The sequence below is a fragment of the Flavobacterium bernardetii genome (genome assembly GCF_011305415.1).
Lineage (GTDB): Bacteria > Bacteroidota > Bacteroidia > Flavobacteriales > Flavobacteriaceae > Flavobacterium > Flavobacterium bernardetii.
Map to the genome: position 1 here is coordinate 56,093 of NZ_JAANOQ010000010.1, position 26,420 is coordinate 82,512.

Genomic DNA, 26,420 nt, shown 5'->3' on the forward strand with positions numbered 1-26,420 from the left:
GGCAAATAGCCAATAAAAAAATAAAAACTCTATAGGTATAACAAAATAATCATAATAATATTTTCTTATTTTAGGAAGATCAATTAAATAATACTTACTAAATGTTTCTGCAATAACAATAAAAAGTAAATACAAAACAAACCATTTCCAATAACTGTTTTTAAGTTTTTTAAAATAAATTATTCCGGTTATTGCAGCGATACCTTCCGTTATATCGAGAAATTGGTATAAAATGGTTTGTATTGGCGTCATGTTTATAAAGGGTATTTTATGTTCGGCAATATAACTATTAAAATAAGGTTTTAAAAAATTGAAATTTTATTTTTCAATAGAAATAGAAATAATTAATTTGATCATGGAAAAGCCGCACCATCTACACTGAATGGTGGATATAACGCACCATGATTTTGAGCCATAGTACCTCCTGTAGTAACCGTTTGTGTTTGACTACCTGTCGAATTCGTTTTATTAGAATCCGCGGTAAGTGCCATAACAGAAACTTTAGCAGCAACCGATTGATCTACAAAGGTATCAATATCCGAATTTGGTCTTTTATAAATGGGTAATCCAGTAGTATAGGTATCAATATTTAAAGGATTAAAATCAGTATTTTTACCATTAATGTTTATAGTAGGTAACATAACTAAGGTATGTTTTTCTTCATATTTTTCAGTAAGTGGATTGCCTAAAAAACCAGTTAATTCTTGATATTGTTCATTCTTCCATGTTTCTTTTTTTGGATAAGAAGCATAATAGATGCGTAATCCTAATTTTTCAGCATTTGAAATTCCATTTTTTTGAACATTTTTTTCAAAATGAAAAATGAACTTTTTGATGGTTTCTAAGTCAAACCAAATCGTGTGCGCATCTTCTGGAAGTAAATTAGTAGTAATCGTTTTGTGTTGTTTTTTTCTGTAAATAGAAATCATATCACCTACAAGACCTGTTTGTAAAGTACTCGGTTTGTAATTACTGTAATCATTACAAATCTGTGAATTTTTTGTAGGACTCACTTGATTTCTTCTTAGATAAAAATACATGGCTGCTGCTGAAATAATAGCGGTAATTAAAATTGTAATTAATGTCATAATTTTTGTTTTAGTTTAAATATTAGTTTTTAAATCGATACAAAGAAATCAATTTTTTATAAATGAAGTACTAGTTGTTTACGCATTTTAATTACCGTTAAATAACGGATATTTTTTTAGTGATTCAACAAATTAATTCTAGTGCTTTACTCATCAATTTTTTCGCATTCCGAACGCAATTTTGTCATGTTCTTTTCGAGCAAAAATAAAAATGGGCGGAACCCGAAAAGCCAATTATAGAGTAGGGGAAACTAAATAAAAAAATTATGAAAAATTTTAAAACTACATGTGCAACTTTGATCATTGCTTTATCCGTATCAGAAGTATCCGCACAACAAATCACAGGAACTTCATTGTTTTCTCCTAATGCTGGAGGTTCAAGAATTTTAGCAGCTTCTGGAAACACAGCAGCTAATCCAGCTATCGGTTTTCAAGGGTCAACTTTAGGTGGCAATGATGTAAATGGCGGAAATGGAATATTCAGACCACTAGCTAATACCATGTCTTTTGCTACTTTTAGTACAGAAAGAATGCGTATTGCTGCAAATGGACAAATTGGAATAGGTTTAATTTCTCCTACTGCCACTTTAGATGTAGCGAATGATTTTCGAGTAACTTCAACAACTATGGCAGGTAGAAATTACAGAATAAACTCAGGAAGTAGACAAGAAGTTACGGCCACAAATGATTTAGTAACTTTTACAGGACAAAATAACGGTCTTATTTTAAATGCTACTGGAGGTTCAAATGGAACTTTTTTTATAAGAAATTTAAGCGAAACGAATCCAACACTTTTTCAAGTAAATGGCGCCAATGGTAGAGTTGGTATTGGAACAGCAAGTCCTTCTGCTCTGTTAGATGTTTCTGGAGCTTCTAATCCAAATTTAAAGTTAACGTCTGGAACGGCTTCTTTAGAAGTTGGTATTTCATCTTGTAATGGTTGTTTTGATGGATTTTCGAAACCAAATGATGCGGTAATTAGAACTTTAGGTGGTGGAGATTTACTTTTTAATATTCCTGGTACAAATGAGAATAGAAAAATCGCTTTTCATACGGCTGGAGATAAAATCTTAACAATTCAAGAAGTGGGGACATCAGGTAAAGTAGGTGTAGGAACAACAAATTTCCCAACTTTAATTGGTAGTTCAGATATTAGTGCTTATAAATTATTTGTCAAAGGTGGAATTTTAACAGATGAAGTAAGAGTTCGAACTGGTTGGGCAGATTATGTATTTGCGGATAATTATGTGTTAAAGCCTTTAGCGGAAGTAGAACGTTTTATTGAAACAAACAAACATTTACCTAATGTTCCCTCTGCGAAACAAGTCGAATTAGAAGGAATTAGTATTGGTGAAATGACTAAAATTCAACAAGAAAAAATTGAAGAATTAACGTTGTATATTATTGATCTGAACAAGAAATTAGCCCTTCTAGAAGCAAAATTAACGACTAAATAAAATCATAGTTAAATAAATTAAATACTTAATTATGAAAAAGTTAAAAATTATATTAATTAGTACATTTTTGATAGGATGTAACTATATCTTGCAAGCCCAAGAAAAAGGTAAAATTGCAACTAAACTGATAGAAAAAGCGGCACAAGCTAAATTTAAAGTGTATGATAACTTACTTACAGCATCTACAAATTTCAATTTTGGTCTGATCAAAAAAGAAGTATCAAAAGCCAAAATATATGACTTTAATAAAGCAAAAGCAGAAGAAATCATTGCACAATCAAACGAGTTAATTTCTATTGTAATTAATAATGAAATTACGCTTGATTTATACAAAGAAGTAGAAGCATTTTCTTCACTTTCCATACAAACTTCTGATGGAAATCCAATAGATGTAAATGCGCTAAAAGCAGTTTTTTACAGAGGAATCATAAAAGGAAATGAAAACAGCTTAGTGAGTATCAGTATTTTTGAAAATGAAATTTCTGGTTTTATTTCAAATGATAACGGTAATTTAGTTTTAGGAAAACTTAAGTCTAGTAACGAAATGATTTTATATCATGATAAGGATCTTTATGACAAACCTGTTTTTAATTGTGACATGCCTGATAGTCCGTTAGACGCGAATGAAATTGAAAATTATCAAAATATTTTACCTAATGGACTAACTAATAATTGCGTGCGTTTGTATTTTGAAACCGAATTCGATATGTTTCAAAATTTAGGAAATACGGTTAATGTTGCCAATTATGTTACCAATTTATATAATCAGTTAGGCACTTTATATGCCAATGATGGAATTAGTACGATGCTTTCACAAATTGTAATTTGGAATACTGTTGATCCTTATACAGCAACTACAACTTCGGCTTTACTTTCCCAATTTCAAAGTCAAACCAGCGCTATTAATGGTAATCTGGGACAATTACTGACCTTTAGAAGTGTTGGCGGTGGAATAGCTGCAGGTTTTAATGGGATTTGTAATAGTAATGTAGATTCAAGTTTATGCGTTTCAGGAAGCTTAACGAATACAATAGTGCAAATTCCAGCTTACAGTTGGAATGTAATGGTGGTTTCACATGAATTTGGTCATCTGTTTGGTTCTCGACACACGCATGCTTGTGTTTGGAATGGAAATAATACGGCCATTGATAGTTGTGCAGATTATACGGAAGGCGGATGTGCTTTACCAGGTTACCCAAGTGGTGGTGGTACCATTATGAGCTATTGTCATAGTAAACCTGTCGGTATTAATTTTAATTTAGGTTTTGGACCTCAACCAACGGCTGTTATCACAAATAATGTAAATGCTGGTGCTTGCTTAACGACTTGTGTGCCTTGTTTAAATGACGTGTTAGTAACTTTAAATGTTGCTTCTCCTTTTACAGATTTAATTCAGGCTTCTCAAACTATTACTGCTGTTAATACTATAAATGTAGGAGCAACTGGAATATATCATGCCACAAATGAAGTACTTTTAAAAGCAGGTTTTACTTCGGTAAGTGGATCTATATGTAGAGCTTATATTGAAGGATGTTCCAATGATTTTGAAGCCAGACAAATTCAAAAAACAAACCTAGATAGTGCTTCAAAAAAGAACTCTAATAATTCTACAATAGATTCGTATCAATTTAAAATTTTTCCAAATCCTACGACTGGAAAGGTTACAATTGCTCACAATGAAAAGACCCAGATAGTAAGCGTTTTTAATTTCTTAGGTCAGAAAGTGATAGAAATTAAACCAACTTCAGCACAACAAACAGAAATTGATCTGACTTCTTTTCCTTCAGGAATATATGTCATATCAAATGGTTCATATGATCAAAAAGTAATCAAAAAATAAAGGAATACCTTTTTAGAAATAAATGAAAAGCCACGATTGTATTTACATCGTGGCTTTTTTATTTTTAATGGTTAGTATCCGAATTAATTTTCGTTTTTCAATAAACTAATAATTTGTTCGGCTAATTCTGTTCCAATTCTGTCTTGCGCTTCTAATGTAGCTGCACCAATATGCGGAGTTAACGAAATTTTCGGATGCATTAAGATTTGAATTTCTGGTGTTGGCTCGTTTTCAAAAACATCTAAACCAGCGAAAAGTACTTTTTCAGCATCTAAAGCTTCAACAAGTGCTACTTCATTAATTACACCACCACGAGCACAGTTTACAATTCCCACATCATTTTTCATGATATCAAATTCAGCTTTGTCTAAAACATAACCGTCTTGAGCTGGAACGTGAATCGTAATAAAATCTGAATGTTTCAATAAATCTTCTAACGATTCTGTAATCATTTCTACATTAATAAATTGTCCGTTGTAAAAATCTACACGAATCGTAGCATCACTTACATATTTATCGGCAGCAATCACTTTCATTCCCAAACCTAATGCCATTTTCGCAACAGCCTGACCAATTCGTCCAAAACCAATAATACCTAATGTTTTTCCACGAAGTTCTAATCCGTTTGCATAGGCTTTTTTCAATCCGTCAAAATTTGTATCACCTTCTAAAGGCATATTTCTATTGGCATCATGTAAAAAACGGATACCAGTAAATAAATGTGCAAAAACCAATTCGGCTACACTTTCAGATGAAGAAGCTGGTGTATTAATTACGTGAATTCCTTTTGATCGTGCATAATCCACATCAATATTGTCCATTCCAACGCCACCACGACCAATAATTTTCAATCCTGGACACGAATCAATTATGTCTTGTTTTACTTTAGTTGCACTTCTTACTAGAACTACTTTAATATCGTGCGTATTGATATAATTGGCAACTTGTTCTTGTGCTACTTTTGTAGTAAGGACTTCAAAACCTGCTTTTTCTAAAGTTTTGATTCCTGTTTTTGATATTCCGTCGTTTGCTAATACTTTCATGCTATTAGTTTAATAGTTTATTTGTTTAGAAGTTTAAAAGGTATTGTGTTTTAAACTTTATATTTTATTATTTTTTCTAAATATTGATTACTGAATACTCTTTTTCTAATTTTTTCATTACGTCTACTAATACTTCAACACTTTCTAATGGAAGCGCGTTGTACATAGAAGCACGATATCCACCAACAGAACGATGTCCCGTTAATCCAGAAATCCCTGCAGCTTTCCACATCGTATCAAATTTTTCAGTTAAGTTTTCATCTGTTAAAACGAAAGTCGCGTTCATATTACTTCTGTCTTCTGTTGCAGCAGTTCCTTTAAATAATGGATTTCTGTCGATTTCAGAATATATTAGTTGTGCTTTTTGCTCATTGATTTTTTCAATAGCTGCAATTCCACCTAAATTTTTCAACCATTGTAAAGTCAATAAAGAGGCATAAATTGGAAATACTGGCGGCGTATTGTACATGCTTTCTGCTTTGATATGTTTTTCATAATCTAACATGCTTGGAATATAACGACCTGTTTTTTCTAAGATTTCTTCTTTCACAACCACTAAAGTTGCACCAGCTGGCCCCATGTTTTTCTGAGCTCCAGCATAAATTAAATCGAATTGAGAAAAATCTAAAGTTCTAGAAAAAATATCCGAACTCATATCACAAACTAAAGGCACATTTGTTTTAGGAAACGATTTCATTTGTGTTCCGAAAATAGTATTGTTACTCGTGCAGTGGAAATAATTCGCATCAGCAGGAATTTCGATGTTTTTCGGGATAAAATTATAATTCGCGTCTTTTGAAGAGCCAACAATAAGCGTTTCTCCAAAATGTTTCGCTTCTTTAATGGCGTTGTTTGCCCAAGTTCCTGTATCTAAATAAGCTGCTTTTCCGTCAGTTTTCATTAAATTATAAGGAACCATTAAGAATTCTAAACTTGCGCCACCATGTAAAAAAAGTGCTTGATAGCCTTTGTTTTCTAATCCTAAAAGTTCTAAAACTAAGGCACGAGCTTCTTCCATAACCGCGACGAAGTCTTTACTTCTGTGTGATATTTCTAATAAAGATAAATCGGAGTTATTAAAATTTAAAATGGCTTGAGCCGATTTTTCGAAAACTTCTTGAGGTAAAATACAAGGTCCTGCGCTGTAGTTGTGTTTTTTCATTATTTGATTTGTTGTAGTTAAGCGCAAATTTCCAACATTTGAAATTTCCTCAAAAAAATAATTTAACAATTTTAAAACGATTTGTTAACGAAATCGTTTGCGTAACTATTTTATTTCTTCTTTTTCTCGTCTTTTCGGTTCGAATTTACTTTTGCTTCCAAATTAAAATTAGGTTCATGTTTATGAACTTCCTTTTCTTTTTGATGTTTGATAATCTCGCTGATTTTTGAAGTCTTCATCTTACAAATTATTTAAAAAAGCTAACGTATCCACATTATCGGCATAATCCCATAATTTTGGTTTTTGAGTTTCGCCAAAATAAATTGAATTGTCAACAATTCCATTAGAAACCACACATTGAATGATTTCAGCATCTTGTTGCAAACGCGCTTTGATTTCGTTTACGTCTTCGTAATATTCATAAAACACTGAAGAAATAGGAGAGGCGTGACTCGTATCTTCTTTAATAGTTAAGAATTCATTGTCTAATAATTGAAAGTTACTCATTAAGAAAACAGCTTTGTTATAATCGTAATTATTAGCGTATTTTTCATAGTAAATTACATCTTTTTGAGCGAACATTCCGTTAAAAAACGAATCGAAATTATAATTTTTAGGAACAAATATTTTAGAAACATTTCTGCAACCTAATCCGAAATATCTAAAAACATCTTCGCTTAATAAAGTCATTTCTTCTGGAGTTTCCTTTCCAGTCAAAACCGCAATTGAATTTCTACTTTTTCTAATAATTGATGGTTTGTCTTTAAAATAATATTCGAAATAACGAGCAGTGTTGTTACTTCCTGTAGCAATTACGGCATCAAAACCTTCTAATTTACCTTCTAAAAAAGTTATTTTATTCTTAAAACGTTCATCTAAAGCAATCAAATAACTCGCTAAAAACTTAATTAAATAATCGTCTTTACTTGAGGTTTTTACCAAAACATTATGACCAGAAACTAAAACCGATACAAAATCGTGAAAACCAACTAACGGAATATTTCCTGCTAAAATTAGACCTACATTTTTAGGTTCTTTTTCATTGAATGAATACGCTGAAAGCCATTGATTTAAGTTACTTTCCGTTAAAGCATCTGCCCAACTTGAAATGCTGTAATGTACATTATCAGGAGTAAACCAGTTGTTGTGTGATTGAGATAATGCAATTAAATCTATAAAAGAATCGTAAAATAAATCGTTGTTTTTTACTTCATTATTTTGCTGATTATTATCTAATGCAAATTGAGATAAAAATTTACCTAATTCTACAAAACAATTTTTTATTTCAGATTGTAACATTTCTTTTTTGGTTATATTTAGTTTACGTTGTATTTTTGCACAAAATTAAACATTTAGTTAGACTTTTATAGTAGAAAATTTTAAAACTTCTGACTTATAACTTCTGACATCTAACATAAAAAAATATGGCAATAATAATAACAGACGAATGTATTAATTGTGGGGCTTGTGAACCAGAATGTCCAAATACAGCAATATATGAAGGCGCTGACGATTGGCGTTGGAAAGATGGTACGAAACTTTCAGGAAAAATAATTTTACCAGACGGTACAGAAATCGATTCAGATGCGGCACAAACGCCAGTTTCTGACGATTTATACTATATCGTTCCAGGAAAATGTACAGAATGTAAAGGTTTTCATGAAGAACCACAATGTGCGGCTGTTTGTCCGGTTGATTGTTGTGTTCCAGATGATGAGCATGTTGAAAGTGAAGAAACACTTTTAAACAGGCAAGCTTTTTTACATAATGAATAAAAAACATAGCAGTTTTAAATAAAAAAAGCTCTTCAAAATGAAGAGCTTTTTTTTGCTTTTTTTTTAAAACTTATTCAATAATAAGTTTAGCAGTGAATAATTTTCTAGAATGTATTTTTATAATATACATCCCTTTTGCTAAATCTTGTGTAATTAATGAATACTTATTGTTATTCACATTTTTTGTCGCATATAATAATTTTCCCGCCATGTCAAATAATTCAATTTCATCAATTGGATAATCGCATTGAATAAATGTTTGTTTGTTATTATTTGATGGATTTGGATATAATTTTATACCGTTATCGATTTTAAATCCTTCACTTTCTAATGGGCTCATCATTTGAAATTCAACTCTGTTAGAAACTTCATTATAAGAATCATTGGTAAACATAACGATGAAATAATTTCCTGCAACTGTTGGCATATTTACATTTGTAATTTGTGCTGAACCTTGAGCTACACCATTAAAATATTGATAACTAATTAATGGGTCAGAATTTGGATTGTCATTTTCATTATATATTCCTAACCAATCTTTTACAATTCCTGGTGCATCTGTCCAAGAAGCGGTGATTTGTTCTCCTAAATCATAAACTGGACTATTTATCCATAGTTCCGTAACAATATCTCCAACTTTAAAAAAGACTTTATCTCCAATGGCATTATTGCTGTTTTGAATAAAGTATTGCGCATAATAATATCCTTTTGGTAAATTACTAAAGGTTTTTGTCCCATTCACAGTAGTTACATATTGCCATGAAGTAGATGGTGCGTCACCTGCATTAATTCCCATTTTGTAAATTCCAATCCAATCGTTTGTCATGTTTGGGCCATTTGTATAAGAAACAAGTACATTTTGACCTAGAGGATATTCTGATAAATCAGTACTTAATATTGGAACTGGTCCAACATAAAAATAAACTCTCGTAGCCACTTCAGTATAGCCATTATTAATAAAAAGTGCTGCAAAGTAACGACCAGCTTGTGTTATTCCAGAACTGTAATTGTTAGTACCGCTAGTAGTTCCATTTGTGTAAGACCAAAGTGTAGATCCATTAATTCCAGGAACTTGACCTTCCTTGTAAATTCCAATCCATGTGTTGCTTGTAGTTGGAGCATTTACATAATTTACAGAAATCGATTGATTAATTGCATAAACATTATTCGTATTATTTAATGAAATTTGAGTAATTCCAACGTTGCTATTAATTACTTCAAAAGAAACCACATCACTCCAATTTGACCATTCTAAGTTTCTATCTCTATGACGAAGTTTTGCATAGTGAATTCCATTATCTAAAGAATTGGCAAGAAGTTCCATTTTGGTAATATCAACACCTAAATTAATATTTACAGTCGAATCTTTTTGAGTACCATATTTCCCAAATAAATTTTCAAAATCACGATACGATTCTTTTTCAATCGTGTTAAAATCTGCAAATTTTGAAACCACAAATTGAGTTGTATTTAAAAGTTCTGTTTCATTTGTTGAAAATGCAGATCCAGTAAGCGTCAAAGGAAGTTGGACAGGTGCGCTAAATGTGTTTGTAATGCTTGGTTTATTTGGTTTTTGTTTGTTTTTATATCGATGGAAAGTATCCATTAATTGGTTGTTTTTCCTTTTTAAAACACTTCCAATTGAATAGCTTTCTACATCCATTTTACCGTTAGTAACATCAATATCTACTATTTGATACATCCAGTTACTAATCGTTTTTTGAACATCTTCGAAGTCTTGTTCCGTTGACATCGACCAATATTGATCCCAAGCGGTTCCACCTGAAATAATTTGATAAGCCTTTTGGTTTTTTAACTGACCTCTATGGTATAAGTGATGATGTGCGCCAATATGCATAATGTATTTATCCGATGTTGTTAATAAAGGAACGGCAGTATCTCTAACCCAATTTGAAATATCACCAACATATTGTTCTGCTTGATATGGACGATGACTTAAAGAAAAAATCCAATCCACAGTATTGTCATTTTGTGCTGCTGCTAGAACTTGTTGTAACCATGTTAATTGTGCACTACCTGTATGTTCAGAACTCATACTGATAAACAGTACATTTCCAGCTTGTTGCGCATAATAATTCTCTGTGTTTGATGAAATTCCTTGATATGTTAATTCACTCATGTAAAAATGACTGTAATAAGAATTCATACCTAAAGTTCCATAGGTTTCATGGTTTCCAACTGTTGTTTGAATTGGAATATTTCCGGAAAGTTCTCTGTTCTTTTTAAAGTGAACATTTTCATAATGGTCTAAAGTTCCAACATCTACTTGGTCTCCAACCATAAATGTCATGGAAATATTATCATCTGGAGATAGAGAAGCACCCCATTTTTCTTTAATTTTTCTTTTAGCTGCTGATACTAACGAATCATAACGAGGTTCATTTTTCAACTGATTATCTCCCATGATTAAAAATCGAATATGTCCATCAGCTGTTGCCGCTTGTCCAGGATTTGGTAATGTTTTAAACGATTTAATGGTAGATAATTGACTACCTGTTTTAATTCGGTAATAATATTTGGTATTAGCCGTTAAATTGATAAGTTTTGCAGAATGATAATAATAGTTTCCAGGATATCCCGTGTCGGTAAAAATATTTGTATTTCCTGTAACTGTTACGTTTAAATTTCCTGAGGAAGTTCCATATTCAACAATAGTTTCACTATTACTGCTAGTTTTCCAATTGACATAAATTGAAGTTGGTGTTACATTTTGTAAATAAGGATGCAATGTTTGTGAAAAACAAGAGTATCCTATTAGAAGAGTTAAGAAGAAAAGTTTTCTCATGATAAATTTATGTTTGTTTATGCTGCAAACTTAAATTGGCATTGTAAAGTTATACTTTGTGTTTTTTTATTAAATCGTGTAATTTTTGTTAAATTTATTAGCTTAAGTAAAGTAATTGTAAAGCGTAATTTTTGTTTTTGAAATTAAACTAACTATCAATTTAATAAGTATCTGAATAAAAAAAATATGAAAGTAGGAAGTGTAGGTTCATCAAACAAAGGAAATAGAAATCGATTCTGATGCGGTACAAACGCCATTTTCTAATGATTTATATTGTTCGAAGAAAATGTATAGAATCTAAAGGTTTTCATGAAGAACCGCAATGTGCGGTTGTTTGTCTGGTTGATTTTTGTGTGCCAGATGATAATCATGTAGAAAGTGAAGAAACACTTCTAAACAGACAAGCTTTTTCATAATGAGAAAAAAAAATCCTGAAGTAATTAACTTCAGGATTTTTTTTGCTTTTAGAATTTGAAACCAAGTCTGGTGTAGTAATATGCTCCACCAAATCCCATTTGTACAGAATCCCAGTATCCACCTGCTTCAACCCAATCATCTTGTTGATCAGGATAAATATTTAATAAGTTATTTGCACCAACAGTTAATTTAAATGATTTGTTTAGTTTAAAACCTAAAGTTAAATCAGTAACAATTTTAACACCATAGGTATCTGTAGCTGCAGCAATTTGATTTTGGAAAGAACCTCCATAATCTGCAACATCTTCATATACTTGATAATCTAATAATTTCACTTCACTAAATCTAGTAAATGCTAAACCACTATCAAACCATTTGCGACCATAGTTTAAGTTTAGTCCAAACTTGTTTGCTGGAGCAGAAGCTAATAAGAAAGCTTTATCTCTTTCACCAAAGAAAGTTTGTTCATCTAAACCATTATTTTTCACGTTTGTAATTTCCATATCATTTATGTTTCCTATCAATGCCGCTCCAAATCTAGATGCTCCGATATTTTTTTTCCATGATAAAACAATATCAACACCTTTTGTTTTTGTATCCACACCATTTGTGAAAAATTGGGCAGCATCAACATTTAAGCCTAATGATGTAGCATCAAAATAACCTGTTAATACAATTCTATCTTTTACTCTTATCATATAAGCATCAATTGTAGTTGTGAAATTTCCAAAACTTCCTGTGATACCTATAGAGGTATTAATTGCTTTTTCTTGATTTAGTTTTCCAATTCCAAAGGCTTTTGTAACAGGACTTTCATTTCCAGCTAATAAAACTTCAGTTGCACCAGAACTACTAAAATTAGTAAAACTTGTATTATAATAAATTTGAGCTAAAGATGGAGCTCTAAATCCAGTACTAATTGAGCCTCTTAAATTTATTTGGTTGGTTAGTTTTAGTCTTGAAGCTAATTTTCCGTTTAATGTTTTACCAAAATCGCTATAGTTTTCAAAACGAACAGCTGTACTTAACATAAAAGCTTTAGTGATATCTAATTCAGTATCTGCATAAAGAGAAAAATTTGTACGTATTTCATTAACTTCATTAGAAGGACTATAACCTGGGAATCCTTGAGAGCCACCTGGTCGTGGATCTCCAGAAATTGGATCTGTAGGAATAGTTTGTGTTGTTGGATCTGTAACTACATCACCGTTAATATCATATGTAGCATATGAACCTGTTTCTCCAGCAAAAATGTTGAATTTTTCTATTCTAAATTCAGAACCCAATGCTAAATTAAATCCTTCTAAAACGGTTGAATAGTTTTTTGAAAAATCTAAATTAGTAGTATTTTGTAAAAGTTTATGGCCTCCTGCATCAAATTCTGTAGGCGATGCAGCTCCTAAAGACGCATTTAAAGTACCTTTAATGTTATAATGGAAAGAGTTATTACCTAAAGTGTTACTAAAATCCATTTTCCATCCATTACTGTATTTTGTTTTTAAACCTAACGCAATAGAATTATCTAAAATAACTGAAGTAATTCTTGGTGTAAATCCACCAGGATAAATTGATTCAACAACTCTTGCACCGTCATTTCTTGTAAAAGCATAGGCATCAGTATCTCTATAATTTGAGCCTGCAAAAGCATAAAAATCTGTTTTTGTTGAGATTGGAATCGATAAATTGGCCATAAAATTTAAACCTCTAACGGCTGCTTCACCAAACCCTTTTCTAAAATCAAATCCTGGGCGTAGTGTTTTTTCTTTATTTAATAATTCTCCAGTAAAATTTACAAACCCGCCATTTTTACCTAAAGCAATTCCGTAATTTAATCCTGCTTTTAAAGAGTTTCCATCAAAATTTTTGTTTTTTCCAAATGAATTTCCATAACCGTTTTCATCTAATCTAAATCCTTTTGTATTTGCAGTACCTAAAGGGAAGTCGCCTTTGGCATTGGTATTAAAAGCACCATAAGTTACCGCTCCAGTTAATTCGTTAATATTGTCATTTAATACAATATTAATTACACCTGCAATAGCGTCTGAGCCATATTGAGCAGCTGCGCCATCTCGTAAAATTTCTATTCTTTTAATTGAAGTTGCTGGAATGGCATTTAAGTCGGTTCCTGTATTTCCTCTACCACGAGTTCCAAATAAATTAATTAAAGATGATTGGTGTCTTCTTTTTCCATTTATTAAAACTAAGGTTTGATCTGGTCCCATTCCTCTTAATGAGGCAGGATCAACATGATCTGCACCATCGGATCCAGATTGTTTGTTAGCATTAAATGAAGGAGCTGCATATTGTAATAATTCGTTAATTTCAATTTTACCACTTTGTGTTGTGATGCTTTTAATGTCAATTACATCAATGGCAACTGGTGAATTTACTACCGTTCTTTTAACGTTTCTTGAACCTACAATAACTACAGTCTCAATTTTATTTGTCTTAGTAGAGTCTACAGTTCTTTTTTCGGGAACTTCTTGTGCAAAAGCAAATGTGCCATAGAGAAAAACTAATGTAAATGTTAATTTTTTCATATTTTATAGTTTAATTGGTTAGTAAAACAAATATAGTCTATTTTTTTAAGATTTAAACTGTTAATAATATTATGGTTTTTTATATTAATTTCAAATTAGTTTGAATAGAAAAATAATTTTCTATTATATTTTTGATTTTGAAATTAATCTAAAAATCAACTTTGTTACTCCGCAACTTTTAAGCTATATTTGCAAACTTAAAATTTAAAACTAACTGTTGCTTTAATAAGTAACTGAATACAAATAATATGAAAGCAGGAATTGTAGGCTTACCAAACGTAGGAAAATCGACATTATTTAATTGTTTGTCTAACGCAAAAGCGCAAAGTGCTAACTTTCCGTTTTGTACAATCGAACCAAATATTGGTGTAGTAAACGTACCAGATCCAAGAATCAATCGTTTAGAAGAATTGGTAAAACCAGAGCGTGTACAAATGGCAACTGTAGATATTGTTGATATTGCAGGTTTAGTTAAAGGAGCAAGTAAAGGGGAAGGATTAGGAAATCAGTTTTTAGGAAATATTAGAGAATGTAACGCTATTATTCACGTGTTACGTTGTTTTGATAACGATAATATTGTACACGTTGATGGAAATGTAAACCCAATTCGTGATAAAGAAACAATTGATATCGAATTACAATTAAAAGATTTAGAAACGGTTGAAAAACGTTTAGAAAAAGCAAATAAAGGTGCAAAAACTGGAAATGCTGAAGCGAAAATCGAAAAAAGTATCTTAGATAAAATTAAAGAAGCTTTATTACAAGGAAAATCGGCAAGAACGGTTGAACCAAATGGTATTGAAGAAGCTGCTTTATACGATGCATTTCAATTAATTACGGCTAAACCAGTATTATATGTTTGTAACGTAGACGAAGCATCTGCTGTAAACGGAAACAAATATGTTGATCAAGTTAGAGAATTAGTAAAAGACGAACAAGCAGAAGTTATTATTCTTTCTGTTGGTGCAGAAGCAGATATTACTGAATTAGAAAGCTATGAAGAACGTCAGGTTTTCTTAGAAGATATGGGATTATCTGAACCAGGTTCGGCAGTTTTAATTCGTGCAGCTTATAAATTATTAAACCTGCAAACGTATTTCACAGCTGGAGTTAAAGAAGTTAGAGCTTGGACAATCCAAGTTGGAGATACTGCTCCACAAGCGGCTGGAGTAATTCATACTGATTTTGAAAAAGGATTTATTCGTGCAGAAGTTATCGCTTTTGAAGATTATTCAAATTTAGGAACAGAAGCAAAATGTAAAGAAGCCGGAAAACTTAGAGTAGAAGGAAAAGAATATATCGTGAAAGATGGTGATGTAATGCATTTCCGTTTTAACGTGTAATCTTAGAGAATAAATAAAATATAGAAATCTGCTAATTCGTTTTAGCAGATTTTTTTTTGTGGCATAACATTTGTTAAGTTCTTCATAAAATTGATATTTATGAAAACCATCAAAAAAACTTTCAAATATATTGGAGTATTCTTATTGACTTTAATAGCATACGGATTTCTTGTTACTTTAATGTCTTACGTCACTGTAAATGAAAAAGAAGCTGCTATTGATGAACCAAAAGTGGAGATTTTCATATTGTCAAATGGAGTACATACTGATATCGTAGTTCCTGTAAAAAATGATACTTTCGATTGGTCGAAACAAATTAAATTCGAACACACCAAAGCAAAAGATTCCACTGCGAAATATTTAGCAATGGGTTGGGGCGATAAAGGATTTTATTTAGAAACTCCAACTTGGGCCGATTTGAAAGTCAGTACCGCTCTCAAAGCTACAACAGGATTAAGTTCGAGTGCTTTGCATACTACTTTTTACAAATCGATGAAAGAAGACGCGTATTGTAAAAAGATTCAAATTTCGACAGTAGAATATCAAAAATTAGTATTATTTATTAATGAATCTTTCGAAACAAATTCTGGTGAAAAAATCAAAATAGAAACCAATGCCGTTTACGGTAAAAACGACATTTTCTATGAAGCAAAAGGAAGTTGTTCTTTGTTTTATACTTGTAATTCATGGGCCAATCAAGCCTTAAAAGCGGCCAGTCAAAAAGCAGCTTTTCATACATTAACCGATACTGGAATTTTTAGACATTATGAATAGAATTAAATTTTTATTACCAATATTATTATTATTATTATTATTATTATTTATTTCTTGTGAGAAAAAGGAAAGCTTATTAATAGCTAAAAATTTCTCGAAAGTTGAAAAAGTTTCTGATACGATTCAGCAAATTGATACCGTTTTATTAGGTGATTTAAATTCTGATGCAATTAAAGACACTGTTTTTGTGTTTTATCCTAAAATGGTTAATGGTAATCCAAAAGATCAATATGACGGAGATTGTTTAAATAATATTTGTGATGTTACGTTTAAATTTTCAAACAATTTACCTGAATTTAAATATGGCGATGCAATTGGTTCAGGAATAGATTCAATTGGAGATGTTAATAAAGATGGTATTTCAGAATTAGTAATTTATCCCTATTGGTTTATTGGTTGTTGGGGAAAAATGCATTTCTATACATACAAAAATAATTCATGGAATAAATTTGGTGAGGCCAGAACTGATATATGCGATGATAGTATTTATAAAAACAGAATTAAAATAGTATCTAAAAATAAAATTAGTGTTTTAGAGAAATTTAATATTGATGGAGATCCTAAATTCAAGAGAAAAACTATCAAATTAGAATAGATTTCAAGGCTGTGTCTTATATTTCTTTTAGATGCTTCTTAAACTGAAAAATTCTTAATAACTTCTTCAAAAAGCATTTTTATTTTTTAATGAAATCGTTTATCTTGCAACAAATCCAAAATCCGATTATGCTAGAGCAACAAGATCAATACAACGAAGATAATATACGTTCACTCGATTGGAAAGAGCATATCCGTATGCGTCCGGGAATGTATATTGGAAAATTGGGAGATGGTTCATCACCAGATGATGGTATTTATATTTTATTAAAAGAGGTTCTCGACAACTGTATCGACGAATTTGTAATGGGCGCTGGAAAAGTAATTGAAGTTACTTTAAAAGACAAAATGATGACCGTGCGCGATTATGGTCGTGGTATTCCATTAGGAAAAGTAGTCGATGTAGTTTCTAAAATGAACACAGGTGGAAAGTACGATTCTAAAGCCTTCAAAAAATCTGTAGGTTTAAATGGAGTTGGTACGAAAGCGGTAAATGCTTTGTCTAATTATTTCCGTGTAGAATCTGTTCGTGATAACCAACAAAAAGCAGCCGAATTTTCTGCAGGTAATCTTACCATCGAAGAAGATGTAATTGAAACAACGAAACGCAAAGGAACAAAAGTTTCTTTCGTAGCGGATGAAGCTATTTTTAAAAATTATAAGTATCGTAACGAGTACATTATTAAAATGCTTAAAAATTATTGTTACCTAAATACAGGTTTAACAATATATTATAATGGCGAAAAATATTTTTCAGATAATGGTTTAAAAGATTTATTAGAAGAAACCATTGCAGAAGAAGATATGGTATATCCAATTATTCATCTTTTAGGTGACGATATTGAAGTAGCCATAACACATAGTAAATCACAATATTCAGAAGAATACTATTCCTTTGTAAACGGACAAAACACTACACAAGGTGGAACGCATTTAGGTGCTTTTCGAGAAGCTTTGGTTAAAACCATAAAAGAGTTTTATAACAAACCTTTTGAAGCATCAGACATTCGTAAATCTATAGTTTCGGCTATTGTGGTTCGTGTAGAAGAGCCAGTTTTCGAAAGTCAGACTAAAACCAAATTGGGTTCTACCGATATGGGACCAAATGCGCCTTCGGTTCGTACGTTTGTAAATGATTTTATTAAAACTAAGTTAGATAACTTCTTACATAAAAACCCAGAAGTAGCCGATTTGCTATTACGTAAGATTCTACAAGCAGAACGCGAGCGTAAAGAATTATCTGGAATTAGAAAATTAGCCAAAGACAGAGCGAAGAAAGCCAACTTGCATAATAAAAAATTACGTGATTGCCGAGTACATTTAACCGATGCCAAAAACCCAAGAAGTTTAGAAAGTACGCTTTTTATTACGGAGGGAGATTCGGCTTCGGGTTCGATTACTAAAAGTCGTGACGTAAATACACAAGCCGTTTTCAGTTTACGTGGTAAGCCGCTAAACTCTTACGGAATGACCAAGAAAATTGTGTACGAAAACGAAGAATTCAATTTATTGCAAGCCGCTTTAAACATTGAAGAAAGCATGGAAGATTTACGTTACAACAATATCGTAATTGCTACAGATGCCGATGTCGATGGCATGCACATTCGTTTGTTGTTAATTACGTTCTTCTTACAGTTTTTCCCTGAAATGATTAAAGAAGGGCATTTGTATATTTTACAAACGCCACTTTTCAGAATTCGAAATAAAAGAGAAACCATTTATTGCTATTCGGAAGAAGAACGAAAAGCTGCCATGGAAAAATTAAAACCAAAACCAGAAATTACCCGATTTAAAGGATTAGGAGAGATTTCACCAGATGAGTTTAAAAACTTTATTGGAGAAACCATTCGTTTAGATCCTGTGATGTTAGACAAAGCCACATCTATCGAGAAATTATTAGAATTCTACATGGGTAAAAACACACCCGACCGTCAAGAGTTTATCATCAACAACTTGAAGGTAGAATTGGATGTAGTGGAAGAGGAAGTTTAGAAATGTTTAAAATGATGAGGTTTTATATAGCAATTTTGTTTTTAAGTTTACTTTCTTGTAAAGAAGAAAAGTCTTTGAAAACTATTGATATAGTTAGTAAAAAAGGAAACAACTTTTTTGAAACTATAGATAAGGTTAGATTAATTTCATATTCAAGTAGAACACAATGGAATCCAAACGAACCTTTTGATTATTACAGTAAAAAAGAAATAGTAATTCCTGAAGATAAAATTGTTGATGATGTAATTTTAAGTGAAAAAGACAAGAATAGTATAATTTCAATCTTAAAAAAAGATTATAAAGAAAAATGTACTAATGCAGCTTGTTACGAGCCAAGACATATGTTACAATTTTATAAAAAAAATAAATTAGTAGCTTATGTTGAGTTCTGTTCAGAATGTGGTGGAAGTAGAGAATCAAAAAATTTAAAATTTTTACCGTCATTTTGTATTGAAAAAGGTCAGGAATTAAATAACATATTTATAAAATTAGGTTTAAAAATTACCTCTGAATTTAACAATTAATAGTTTTAAACTCAATAAAATAATCGTCAACTGACAATTGGCAAATAAAATATGAAAGACGAAGAAGAAAACATAAATCCAGAAGAAGAAAATACGGATCATACTGATAATAATTCAGAACATAATTCTATTGATGACCATCAAGACGAAGAACTTTCTGAAGAAATTATTGAAGTAGAAGCCAAACACTTCGAAGGACAACATTTTTACGAAAACGACGAAAATCCAGAAGATACCATTACCAAAGTGACAGGAATGTACAAAGATTGGTTTTTGGACTATGCTTCGTATGTAATTTTAGAGCGTGCCGTTCCTGCGATTGAAGATGGTTTCAAACCGGTGCAACGTCGTATTATGCACTCATTAAAAGAGTTGGATGATGGTCGTTATAACAAAGTGGCGAATGTAGTTGGACATACGATGCAGTATCATCCTCACGGAGATGCGAGTATTGGTGATGCTATGGTACAAATCGGGCAACGTGAATTATTAATCGATTGTCAAGGGAACTGGGGAAATATTCTAACAGGTGATAGCGCCGCAGCTTCTCGTTACATTGAAGCGCGTTTGTCAAAATTTGCTTTGGAAGTTTTATATTCTCCAAAAATTACCGATTGGGGCGTTTCTTACGATGGTCGTCGTGCAGAACCAAACAATTTGCCTGTAAAATTCCCATTATTATTAGCTTCAGGAGCAGAAGGAATTGCGGTGGGATTATCAACAAAAGTCTTACCACACAATTTCAATGAATTAATTGACGCTTCGATAAAAATATTAAAAGGAAAACCATTTACCATTTATCCCGATTTCCAAACGGCTGGTATTGCAGATGTTTCGAATTATAACGATGGAATGCGTGGTGGTAGAGTGCGAGTACGAGCTAAAATTTCGCAACTTGATAAGCAAACGTTAGTCATTACTCAAATTCCTTTTTCAACTAATACGTCAACGTTGATTGATAGTATTTTGAAAGCCAATGAAAAAGGGAAGATAAAAATTAAAAAGATTGAAGACAATACGGCTGCTGAGGTAGAAATATTAATTCATCTTTTCCCTGGTGTTTCGCCAGATAAATCTATTGATGCGTTATATGCTTTCACGGCTTGTGAAACTTCTGTAGCGCCTTTAGGTTGTGTAATTGAAGACAATAAACCACTTTTTGTTGGGGTTTCTCATATGTTGAAAATTTCGACAGAAAGAACCGTTGTCCTACTTCGTAAAGAATTAGAGATTGAATTAGAGGAATTAAAAACCAAATGGCATTTTTCAACTTTAGAAAAAATCTTCATTCGTGAAGAAATGTATATCGATTTCAAATTGTATTCGGACAGAGAAACACTTTACGAATATTTATACAAGCAATTTGAACCGTTCAAAAAATCATTTGTTAGAGAAATTGTAGATGAAGATTTACAGAAATTAACGCAAATTCCAATGATTCGTATTACGCGTTTCGACTCAGATAAAGCGGACGATTTTATTTCGAAATTAGAAGACCAAATGAAAGAAGTGCAACATCATTTAGACAACCTAATTGATTTTGCGATTGATTATTTCGCCAAACTAAAAGAAAAATACGGAAAAGGAAGAGAACGTCAAACCGAATTAAGAAGTTTCGATACGATTGAAGCTACGAAAGTAGTTTTACGTAACACGAAATTATATGTCAACAAAGAAGAAGGTTTCTTTGGAACAGGCTTAAAGAAAGACGAATACGTTGCAGATTGTTCAGATATCGACGATGTAATTGTTTTCCTTAGAGATGGAAGAATGATGATTGCGAAAGTGGACGATAAAAAGTTCGTTGGGAAAGACATCATTCATATTGCAGTTTTCGATAAAAACGACAAGCGTACGATTTACAACATGATGTATCGCGATGGTAAAAACGGTTCAACATTTATCAAACGTTTCAATGTTTCTGGTGTAACTCGTGATAAATTTTACGATTTAACACAAGAAAAACCAGGTTCTCAAGTGCTTTATTTCTCTGCTAATCCAAATGGTGAAGCTGAGGTTGTTACGATTTTATTACGCCAAGTGGGAAGTATCAAGAAACTGAAATGGGATCAAGATTTTTCAGAAATTGCTATTAAAGGTCGTGCAAGTAAAGGAAATACGGTTTCTAAATATCCAATTAAGAAAATTGAATTAAAAGAAAAAGGTATTTCTACACTTCGACCAAGAAAAATTTGGTTCGATGAAACGGTGCATCGTTTAAATGTAGATGGAAGAGGCGAGTTGTTAGGTGAGTTTAAACCAAACGATAGATTGCTTATCGCGAATCAATCCGGAAAAATTAAAACTATTATTCCAGAATTGACGACACATTTCGATGAAGACATGATTGTGATGGAAAAATGGAATCCGAAAAAACCGATTTCTGCGATTTATTATGATGGTGAAAAAGACCGTTATTTTGTAAAACGTTTCTTAATTGAAAACGAAAACAAAGAAGAAATTTTTATCACAGAACACGACAAATCACAATTAGAAATCATTTCAACGGATTGGTTGCCAATGGCTGAGGTTATTTATGCTAAAGTAAAAGGTGTACAAAAAGACAATCAGATTGTAAATTTAGACGAGTTTATTGCTGTTAAGGGAATAAAAGCTTTAGGAAACCAATTAACTACGGATAAGATTAAGCAAATCAATATGTTAGATTCGTTGCCTTATGAAGAAATTTTAGACGAACCTGAAGTTATTCCTTCAGATGATAATGATGCTAAAGACATTCAAGATTTTAACATTGAACTTGATGATGACGGACAAATCACGTTGAGTTTGGAGTAAGAAAGTTTTACTATAAAAAAAGCCTCATATTTTATGAGGCTTCTTTTTTTAAAATTTAATTATTTTATAATTTATGGATGTATCAATCCAATTTATTTTCACGAAATAGATTCCAGATTCAAATTTTGAAAAGTCTAAATTTGAAGTATTTTCATTTTTAATGTCTAATACTTTTCCAGTCATATCTAAAATTTCAACACTTTGATAATCTGAGTATGAAGTAGAAATAGTTAAGTTACTTTGTACTGGATTAGGATATAGCTGCACATTCTTTTTTGAAACAAAATTTGCTGAATTTAGAATTATAGTATTATCTAAATAATCAGGAATTCCATTGGTATTGGTGTCATCATCTAAAGGTGATCCGTTTAGATTATAATCTTCATTGATTGTTAGAACACCATCTTCATCATCATCAGGATCTCTAAAATTAAAGATTCCATCATTATCAGTATCTTCATTATTTAGTATGGTGTCATTGTTTAAATCTTCCAATTCATTTAATATAGAATCATTGTCATCATCAAGATCAGGATTAATGGTTTTTAAAGTTATATTCGAAAAATTAAAATCTATAGTTGCTTGGTCGTAACTGGGACCAGTTCCATTATACGTTAATTTTAAAAAACAATCCTGTAAAGAATTTACTTGATTAATATATGTATTTCCAATTACATTCGTATTATTTGTGTAATCAGTAAAGCTTGGAAATAAGGAAAGATTGTATCCAGAAAAATTGAATCCCAACGTTAAAGCTTTATTGTAAATATAGGTATTGATATAATAATTAATGTCGAATGTAGCAAACCCATCATTGTCATTGTCAATCGTAAAATAATAGTTAATACCAGGAGGTGGTGGTTGTCCCATAGCACTATTAAGCGAAAATAGTACTATTAGTAATGAAGTTATTTTTTTCATGTTTTAAGCTTTTAAATGATACAAATAATAAGAAGAAAAGGCAATTAGAGATTATCTCAAACTAAATTCACTAATGGATAAGATAATTTATGATTGACAGAACATTTATATGATTTTTTAAGTTCCGTAAAAAATGAGTAAATAATTATTGATGTGAATTTACTCAAGTATCGCTTTTTTATATTACGTTACATCCGTAAAATTTGTTAATATTCTGTATTGTTTATTCACAAAAAAAAAGTCCCGAAAATTCTTTTCGGGACTACATAATTGTAAAAAAAAGCCCCGAATATTATTTCGAGGCTTATATATTTAATTCGTTACATCAGAATCTTCTAATTTCTTATCCAAAATTTTACTATTATGTAAAACCACTGGTTTTTTGCTGTTTTTCTTCATTCTTAAATTCAAGAACTCTACAAATAAAGAGAAGAAAATAGCAAAGTATAAATACCCTTTTGGAATACTGTGAACTTCTGTTCCGCCAAAGAATTTAATTTCTGCTAAATGTGAACCTTCTGCTAAAAGCATTACACCAATTAAAATTAAAAATGATAATCCTAAAATTTGAATGGTTGGATGTTCGTTTACGAATTTAGATACAGGTCCAGCAAAAATTAACATGATGATAATTGAAATAACAATAGCTGCAATCATAATTTCTAATGCACCTGCTGCACCAAAACCAATTGGAGGTTCAGCAGCACTTACTAATCCAACAGCAGTTAAAATACTATCAAATGAGAATACAATATTTAATAAAGCAATTTGAATAACAGCAGCACTTAATGAGTTACTTGCTTTACCAGAAGTACCTTCTTCTTCACCTTCTAATTTATGATGAATTTCAGAAACTGATTTATATAATAGGAATAATCCACCACCAAATACAATCAAACTTTGACCATTTAATCCACCAGATACAAATCCCCAATCAAAATCAAAGAAAGAATCTTTTAAACTCATTACCCAAGTAATACCGAAAAGTAAGATAATTCTAAATGCCATGGCTAATAATAAACCAATTCTTCTAGCTTTTGGTTGATCTTCAGCTTTTAATTTACCTGATACAATTGATAAGAATACAATGTTGTCAATACCTAAAATAATTTCTAAAAAAGTTAGGGTTAATAAAGCTACCCAAGCATTCGGATTTGATAAAATTTCCATTTAGTTTAGTTTGTTAATTTATTTTTTACTGTGATTTTACGTAGATTGTTATAGTTTTGTTACAGAACCAAACTGTTTTTTTGCATCGCCCACAAAAGAATATTCGAAGTTATATTTTAAATCTTTGGTGTTTAGTATTTTAACATGAACCGCTTTTTTCTCAGCTCTGTTTTTGGGTTTCACATTTTCCAAGATATATTCGCAATCATTAATCCAACGAATAGAAAATGTATCAACAATAGCATTATAATTTTCTATTTGAATGGAATCATTTCTTTCAAATGTACTCGTAAATTTTTTTCCTTCTACTGTAGTTTCAGAAGTAAATTTCCCCGTTTTAAAATCTTTACAAGTTCTTTCTTGGTTGTAACAAGAAACAAGAGTTAAAGTGAATAATAATATTATTTTTTTCAATTATTTATTTTTTTATTATTTCGTAAATTGTAAATCTAAAATCGTAAATCAAAACTATTTCTCAAACATGCTTTTCATAATCGTATTGATCCCTTTAAACATAAGATAAACGGCATATGCACAAATTAGAACAGCCAAAATTAGCACATAAATGAACAAGGGATGTTTTTGATTCTTAAAACTGCTATTTAATATGAAAACACCAATAAATAGAGTAGGAAGTGAGCCTGCTAAATATTGAAGACCTTTATTTAAAACTTCTTTGTTAACCGACATATTAGAAACTTAATCGTAAACCTAATCCATTTTGATTAGCAACTAAATTTAAATTAGCTTCAAAATTATTTTCTAATTCACTCGTAGTTTTTAATCCGTTATTATAAGTATCAACCGCTTCTTGTAATTTTTTATTTTTACCTTTTAAAACAAAAATTGAAGTCCCTACTAAAACAGCACCTGATGCAGCAATAGCAGTTGGAAATTGTCCACCTTCTGTAACAATAGCCTTCACAGCGTCACTCACTATAAGTACTGAACCTAATCCTAATAATAAACCACCAAAAACACTTTTATTTTTAGCTTTGTTGTATAATGAATACGCTTTGTAATCGTTGTCTTTTAAGTATTTCTTAATTTCATAAGACGGAATTTGCTCATTATTAATAAACATTTTTTTGTCTTTTAATTCGATAGTTTGTCCAGCAGGAATTTCTCTAGTTACAAATCGTGTTTGAGCAAAGCTTACAAACGAGAATAATAATAAACTAACATAGATTAACTTTTTACTAATGCTTATTGCATTGTTTTTTTGGTGTTCATGAATGTTTGATTTCATATTTTACTTTTTTTTAATCTGAACTAGTTTCAGAGTCTATTAATTAACTTTATTTTTTACTTTTATCTTTTGCCTTTTTACTTGGCTCTTATAAATTAAAACCTTTTGCAATTAAAAAAATCAACTGCTTTTCTTACGCTTTTATATTCGTCTAATAATTTAGCACCAACTTCATATGTAACGGGAATTTCTTCCATAATCATTCGAATTCCTCTATCGATTAATTTATCATTACTCAATTGCATATCCACCATTTTGTTGCCTTTTACTTTTCCTAAAGCAATCATGGTTGATGTAGAAATCATATTTAAAACTAATTTCTGAGCAGTTCCAGCTTTCATTCTGCTACTTCCTGTGACGAATTCTGGACCAACAATCACATCAATTGGATATTTAGCTGTTTTTGAAAGTGGACTTTCAGCATTACAACTAATACTCCCTGTAATAATATTGTTTGCATTACATTTTTGTAAACCACCAATTACATAAGGTGTTGTTCCAGATGCAGCAATCCCAATTACCACATCGTTTTTAGTAATATTCCATTCTTGTAAATCTTCCCAAGCCTGATTTTTGTCATCTTCAGCAAATTCTACTGCTTTTCTTATTGCGGTATCTCCACCAGCAATAATTCCAATAACGGTATCAAAATCAACACCAAACGTTGGCGGACATTCACTAGCGTCAACCACACCCAATCTCCCAGAAGTTCCCGCACCAATATAAAATAAACGGCCACCATTTTTCATTTTGGCAATAATTTGTTCAATTAAAGCTTCAATTTGTGGCAATGCATCTTCCACGGCAAACGGAACTGTTTTGTCTTCCGTGTTGATGTTGGTCAACAATTCTTTTACAGACATTTTTTCTAAATGTTCGTATTTTGAAGATTGCTCGGTTGTTTTAATAAATGACATTGAAAATTCTAT

At 31.2% G+C, this 26,420-nt stretch carries 22 protein-coding genes and 1 pseudogene; 10 read left to right on the forward strand and 13 right to left on the reverse strand.

Features of this window, described 5'->3' with window-relative positions; genetic code table 11:
• Window positions 1-353: 353 nt before the first annotated feature.
• On the reverse strand, window positions 354-1,088 hold the full coding sequence (locus G6N05_RS14475) for a hypothetical protein (RefSeq protein WP_166131309.1): 735 nt from the start codon (window positions 1,086-1,088) through the stop codon (window positions 354-356).
• 266 nt (window positions 1,089-1,354) lie between these two features.
• Here G6N05_RS14475 and G6N05_RS14480 point away from each other — a divergent pair, with 266 nt between their 5' ends.
• Entirely contained in the window at window positions 1,355-2,545 is a 1,191-nt protein-coding gene (locus G6N05_RS14480; protein ID WP_166131312.1) for a hypothetical protein, read from the forward strand.
• A 31-nt stretch (window positions 2,546-2,576) separates the two neighbouring features.
• Window positions 2,577-4,385, forward strand: a complete 1,809-nt coding sequence (locus G6N05_RS14485; RefSeq protein ID WP_166131315.1) for a M12 family metallo-peptidase — start codon at window positions 2,577-2,579, stop codon at window positions 4,383-4,385.
• 83 nt (window positions 4,386-4,468) lie between these two features.
• On the opposite strand, the gene G6N05_RS14490 is transcribed toward G6N05_RS14485, so the two are convergent.
• The 4 genes from G6N05_RS14490 to G6N05_RS14500 all read right to left on the reverse strand — a co-directional run bounded on the left by G6N05_RS14490 (window position 4,469) and on the right by G6N05_RS14500 (window position 7,889).
• The gene (locus G6N05_RS14490) at window positions 4,469-5,428 is read right to left on the reverse strand and encodes a D-2-hydroxyacid dehydrogenase (protein ID WP_166131318.1); all 960 of its coding nucleotides are present in this window, start codon (window positions 5,426-5,428) and stop codon (window positions 4,469-4,471) included.
• Window positions 5,429-5,504: 76 nt separating this feature from the next.
• On the reverse strand, window positions 5,505-6,590 hold the full coding sequence (gene serC, locus G6N05_RS14495) for a 3-phosphoserine/phosphohydroxythreonine transaminase (RefSeq protein ID WP_166131321.1): 1,086 nt from the start codon (window positions 6,588-6,590) through the stop codon (window positions 5,505-5,507).
• 110 nt (window positions 6,591-6,700) lie between these two features.
• On the reverse strand, window positions 6,701-6,829 hold the full coding sequence (locus tag G6N05_RS15735; protein ID WP_262887791.1) for a hypothetical protein: 129 nt from the start codon (window positions 6,827-6,829) through the stop codon (window positions 6,701-6,703).
• Window position 6,830: 1 nt separating this feature from the next.
• Window positions 6,831-7,889: an acyl-CoA reductase gene (locus G6N05_RS14500; protein WP_166131324.1), complete on the reverse strand. Its 1,059-nt coding sequence runs from the start codon at window positions 7,887-7,889 to the stop codon at window positions 6,831-6,833.
• A 125-nt stretch (window positions 7,890-8,014) separates the two neighbouring features.
• On the opposite strand from G6N05_RS14500, the gene G6N05_RS14505 reads away from it, so the two are divergent.
• Window positions 8,015-8,365 carry a 4Fe-4S binding protein gene (locus G6N05_RS14505; RefSeq protein WP_166131327.1) on the forward strand — a complete coding sequence of 117 codons (351 nt, stop codon included), beginning with the start codon at window positions 8,015-8,017 and terminating at the stop codon, window positions 8,363-8,365.
• Window positions 8,366-8,435: 70 nt separating this feature from the next.
• Here G6N05_RS14505 and G6N05_RS14510 read toward each other — a convergent pair whose 3' ends face one another.
• Entirely contained in the window at window positions 8,436-11,171 is a 2,736-nt protein-coding gene (locus G6N05_RS14510) for a fibronectin type III domain-containing protein (protein ID WP_166131330.1), read from the reverse strand.
• Window positions 11,172-11,397: 226 nt separating this feature from the next.
• Here G6N05_RS14510 and G6N05_RS15660 point away from each other — a divergent pair.
• A pseudogene (locus G6N05_RS15660) lies at window positions 11,398-11,606 on the forward strand (ferredoxin); the annotation flags it as partial.
• A 29-nt stretch (window positions 11,607-11,635) separates the two neighbouring features.
• Here the strand turns inward: G6N05_RS15660 and G6N05_RS14520 are convergent.
• Complete coding sequence (locus tag G6N05_RS14520) at window positions 11,636-14,128, reverse strand: TonB-dependent receptor plug domain-containing protein (RefSeq protein WP_166131335.1); 2,493 nt, start codon at window positions 14,126-14,128, stop codon at window positions 11,636-11,638.
• Window positions 14,129-14,376: 248 nt separating this feature from the next.
• Here G6N05_RS14520 and ychF point away from each other — a divergent pair, with 248 nt between their 5' ends.
• The 6 genes from ychF to G6N05_RS14550 all read left to right on the forward strand — a co-directional run bounded on the left by ychF (window position 14,377) and on the right by G6N05_RS14550 (window position 22,151).
• Entirely contained in the window at window positions 14,377-15,471 is a 1,095-nt protein-coding gene (gene ychF, locus G6N05_RS14525) for a redox-regulated ATPase YchF (RefSeq protein ID WP_091315507.1), read from the forward strand.
• 99 nt (window positions 15,472-15,570) lie between these two features.
• A complete protein-coding gene (locus tag G6N05_RS14530; RefSeq protein ID WP_166131340.1) occupies window positions 15,571-16,245 on the forward strand; it encodes a TIGR02117 family protein in 675 nt (224 codons plus the stop codon).
• Entirely contained in the window at window positions 16,238-16,840 is a 603-nt protein-coding gene (locus G6N05_RS14535; protein ID WP_166131343.1) for a hypothetical protein, read from the forward strand. The genes G6N05_RS14530 and G6N05_RS14535 overlap by 8 nt, the downstream gene beginning before the upstream one ends.
• A 128-nt stretch (window positions 16,841-16,968) precedes the next feature.
• The gene (locus G6N05_RS14540; protein WP_166131409.1) at window positions 16,969-18,831 is read left to right on the forward strand and encodes a DNA topoisomerase IV subunit B; all 1,863 of its coding nucleotides are present in this window, start codon (window positions 16,969-16,971) and stop codon (window positions 18,829-18,831) included.
• Between the two features lie 11 nt (window positions 18,832-18,842).
• Window positions 18,843-19,355, forward strand: coding sequence for a hypothetical protein (locus tag G6N05_RS14545; protein ID WP_166131346.1), 513 nt, complete (start codon window positions 18,843-18,845; stop codon window positions 19,353-19,355).
• A gap of 51 nt (window positions 19,356-19,406) precedes the next feature.
• Window positions 19,407-22,151: a DNA gyrase/topoisomerase IV subunit A gene (locus G6N05_RS14550; RefSeq protein WP_166131349.1), complete on the forward strand. Its 2,745-nt coding sequence runs from the start codon at window positions 19,407-19,409 to the stop codon at window positions 22,149-22,151.
• A 48-nt stretch (window positions 22,152-22,199) separates the two neighbouring features.
• On the opposite strand, the gene G6N05_RS14555 is transcribed toward G6N05_RS14550, so the two are convergent.
• From G6N05_RS14555 to murQ, 6 genes are all read right to left on the reverse strand, one after another.
• Window positions 22,200-23,072, reverse strand: coding sequence for a T9SS type A sorting domain-containing protein (locus tag G6N05_RS14555; RefSeq protein WP_166131352.1), 873 nt, complete (start codon window positions 23,070-23,072; stop codon window positions 22,200-22,202).
• Between the two features lie 312 nt (window positions 23,073-23,384).
• Window positions 23,385-24,242 carry a TerC family protein gene (locus G6N05_RS14560; protein ID WP_166131356.1) on the reverse strand — a complete coding sequence of 286 codons (858 nt, stop codon included), beginning with the start codon at window positions 24,240-24,242 and terminating at the stop codon, window positions 23,385-23,387.
• 48 nt (window positions 24,243-24,290) lie between these two features.
• Window positions 24,291-24,656: a DNA topoisomerase IV gene (locus G6N05_RS14565; RefSeq protein ID WP_166131360.1), complete on the reverse strand. Its 366-nt coding sequence runs from the start codon at window positions 24,654-24,656 to the stop codon at window positions 24,291-24,293.
• A 54-nt stretch (window positions 24,657-24,710) separates the two neighbouring features.
• On the reverse strand, window positions 24,711-24,932 hold the full coding sequence (locus tag G6N05_RS15665) for a DUF6095 family protein (RefSeq protein WP_222616342.1): 222 nt from the start codon (window positions 24,930-24,932) through the stop codon (window positions 24,711-24,713).
• Window position 24,933: 1 nt separating this feature from the next.
• The gene (locus tag G6N05_RS14570; RefSeq protein ID WP_166131363.1) at window positions 24,934-25,491 is read right to left on the reverse strand and encodes a hypothetical protein; all 558 of its coding nucleotides are present in this window, start codon (window positions 25,489-25,491) and stop codon (window positions 24,934-24,936) included.
• 95 nt (window positions 25,492-25,586) lie between these two features.
• Complete coding sequence (gene murQ / locus G6N05_RS14575; protein WP_166131366.1) at window positions 25,587-26,408, reverse strand: N-acetylmuramic acid 6-phosphate etherase; 822 nt, start codon at window positions 26,406-26,408, stop codon at window positions 25,587-25,589.
• Window positions 26,409-26,420: the final 12 nt, after the last annotated feature.

What these genes read in the sequence shown, in the direction of transcription:
- G6N05_RS14475 (WP_166131309.1), bottom strand. Translation starts at nt 1,088, where the DNA reads ATGACATTAATTACAATTTTAATTACCGCTATTATTTCAGCAGCAGCC.
- G6N05_RS14480 (WP_166131312.1), top strand. Translation starts at nt 1,355, where the DNA reads ATGAAAAATTTTAAAACTACATGTGCAACTTTGATCATTGCTTTATCC.
- G6N05_RS14485 (WP_166131315.1), top strand. Translation starts at nt 2,577, where the DNA reads ATGAAAAAGTTAAAAATTATATTAATTAGTACATTTTTGATAGGATGT.
- G6N05_RS14490 (WP_166131318.1), bottom strand. Translation starts at nt 5,428, where the DNA reads ATGAAAGTATTAGCAAACGACGGAATATCAAAAACAGGAATCAAAACT.
- serC (WP_166131321.1), bottom strand. Translation starts at nt 6,590, where the DNA reads ATGAAAAAACACAACTACAGCGCAGGACCTTGTATTTTACCTCAAGAA.
- G6N05_RS15735 (WP_262887791.1), bottom strand. Translation starts at nt 6,829, where the DNA reads ATGAAGACTTCAAAAATCAGCGAGATTATCAAACATCAAAAAGAAAAG.
- G6N05_RS14500 (WP_166131324.1), bottom strand. Translation starts at nt 7,889, where the DNA reads ATGTTACAATCTGAAATAAAAAATTGTTTTGTAGAATTAGGTAAATTT.
- G6N05_RS14505 (WP_166131327.1), top strand. Translation starts at nt 8,015, where the DNA reads ATGGCAATAATAATAACAGACGAATGTATTAATTGTGGGGCTTGTGAA.
- G6N05_RS14510 (WP_166131330.1), bottom strand. Translation starts at nt 11,171, where the DNA reads ATGAGAAAACTTTTCTTCTTAACTCTTCTAATAGGATACTCTTGTTTT.
- G6N05_RS14520 (WP_166131335.1), bottom strand. Translation starts at nt 14,128, where the DNA reads ATGAAAAAATTAACATTTACATTAGTTTTTCTCTATGGCACATTTGCT.
- ychF (WP_091315507.1), top strand. Translation starts at nt 14,377, where the DNA reads ATGAAAGCAGGAATTGTAGGCTTACCAAACGTAGGAAAATCGACATTA.
- G6N05_RS14530 (WP_166131340.1), top strand. Translation starts at nt 15,571, where the DNA reads ATGAAAACCATCAAAAAAACTTTCAAATATATTGGAGTATTCTTATTG.
- G6N05_RS14535 (WP_166131343.1), top strand. Translation starts at nt 16,238, where the DNA reads ATGAATAGAATTAAATTTTTATTACCAATATTATTATTATTATTATTA.
- G6N05_RS14540 (WP_166131409.1), top strand. Translation starts at nt 16,969, where the DNA reads ATGCTAGAGCAACAAGATCAATACAACGAAGATAATATACGTTCACTC.
- G6N05_RS14545 (WP_166131346.1), top strand. Translation starts at nt 18,843, where the DNA reads ATGATGAGGTTTTATATAGCAATTTTGTTTTTAAGTTTACTTTCTTGT.
- G6N05_RS14550 (WP_166131349.1), top strand. Translation starts at nt 19,407, where the DNA reads ATGAAAGACGAAGAAGAAAACATAAATCCAGAAGAAGAAAATACGGAT.
- G6N05_RS14555 (WP_166131352.1), bottom strand. Translation starts at nt 23,072, where the DNA reads ATGAAAAAAATAACTTCATTACTAATAGTACTATTTTCGCTTAATAGT.
- G6N05_RS14560 (WP_166131356.1), bottom strand. Translation starts at nt 24,242, where the DNA reads ATGGAAATTTTATCAAATCCGAATGCTTGGGTAGCTTTATTAACCCTA.
- G6N05_RS15665 (WP_222616342.1), bottom strand. Translation starts at nt 24,932, where the DNA reads ATGTCGGTTAACAAAGAAGTTTTAAATAAAGGTCTTCAATATTTAGCA.
- G6N05_RS14570 (WP_166131363.1), bottom strand. Translation starts at nt 25,491, where the DNA reads ATGAAATCAAACATTCATGAACACCAAAAAAACAATGCAATAAGCATT.
- murQ (WP_166131366.1), bottom strand. Translation starts at nt 26,408, where the DNA reads ATGTCATTTATTAAAACAACCGAGCAATCTTCAAAATACGAACATTTA.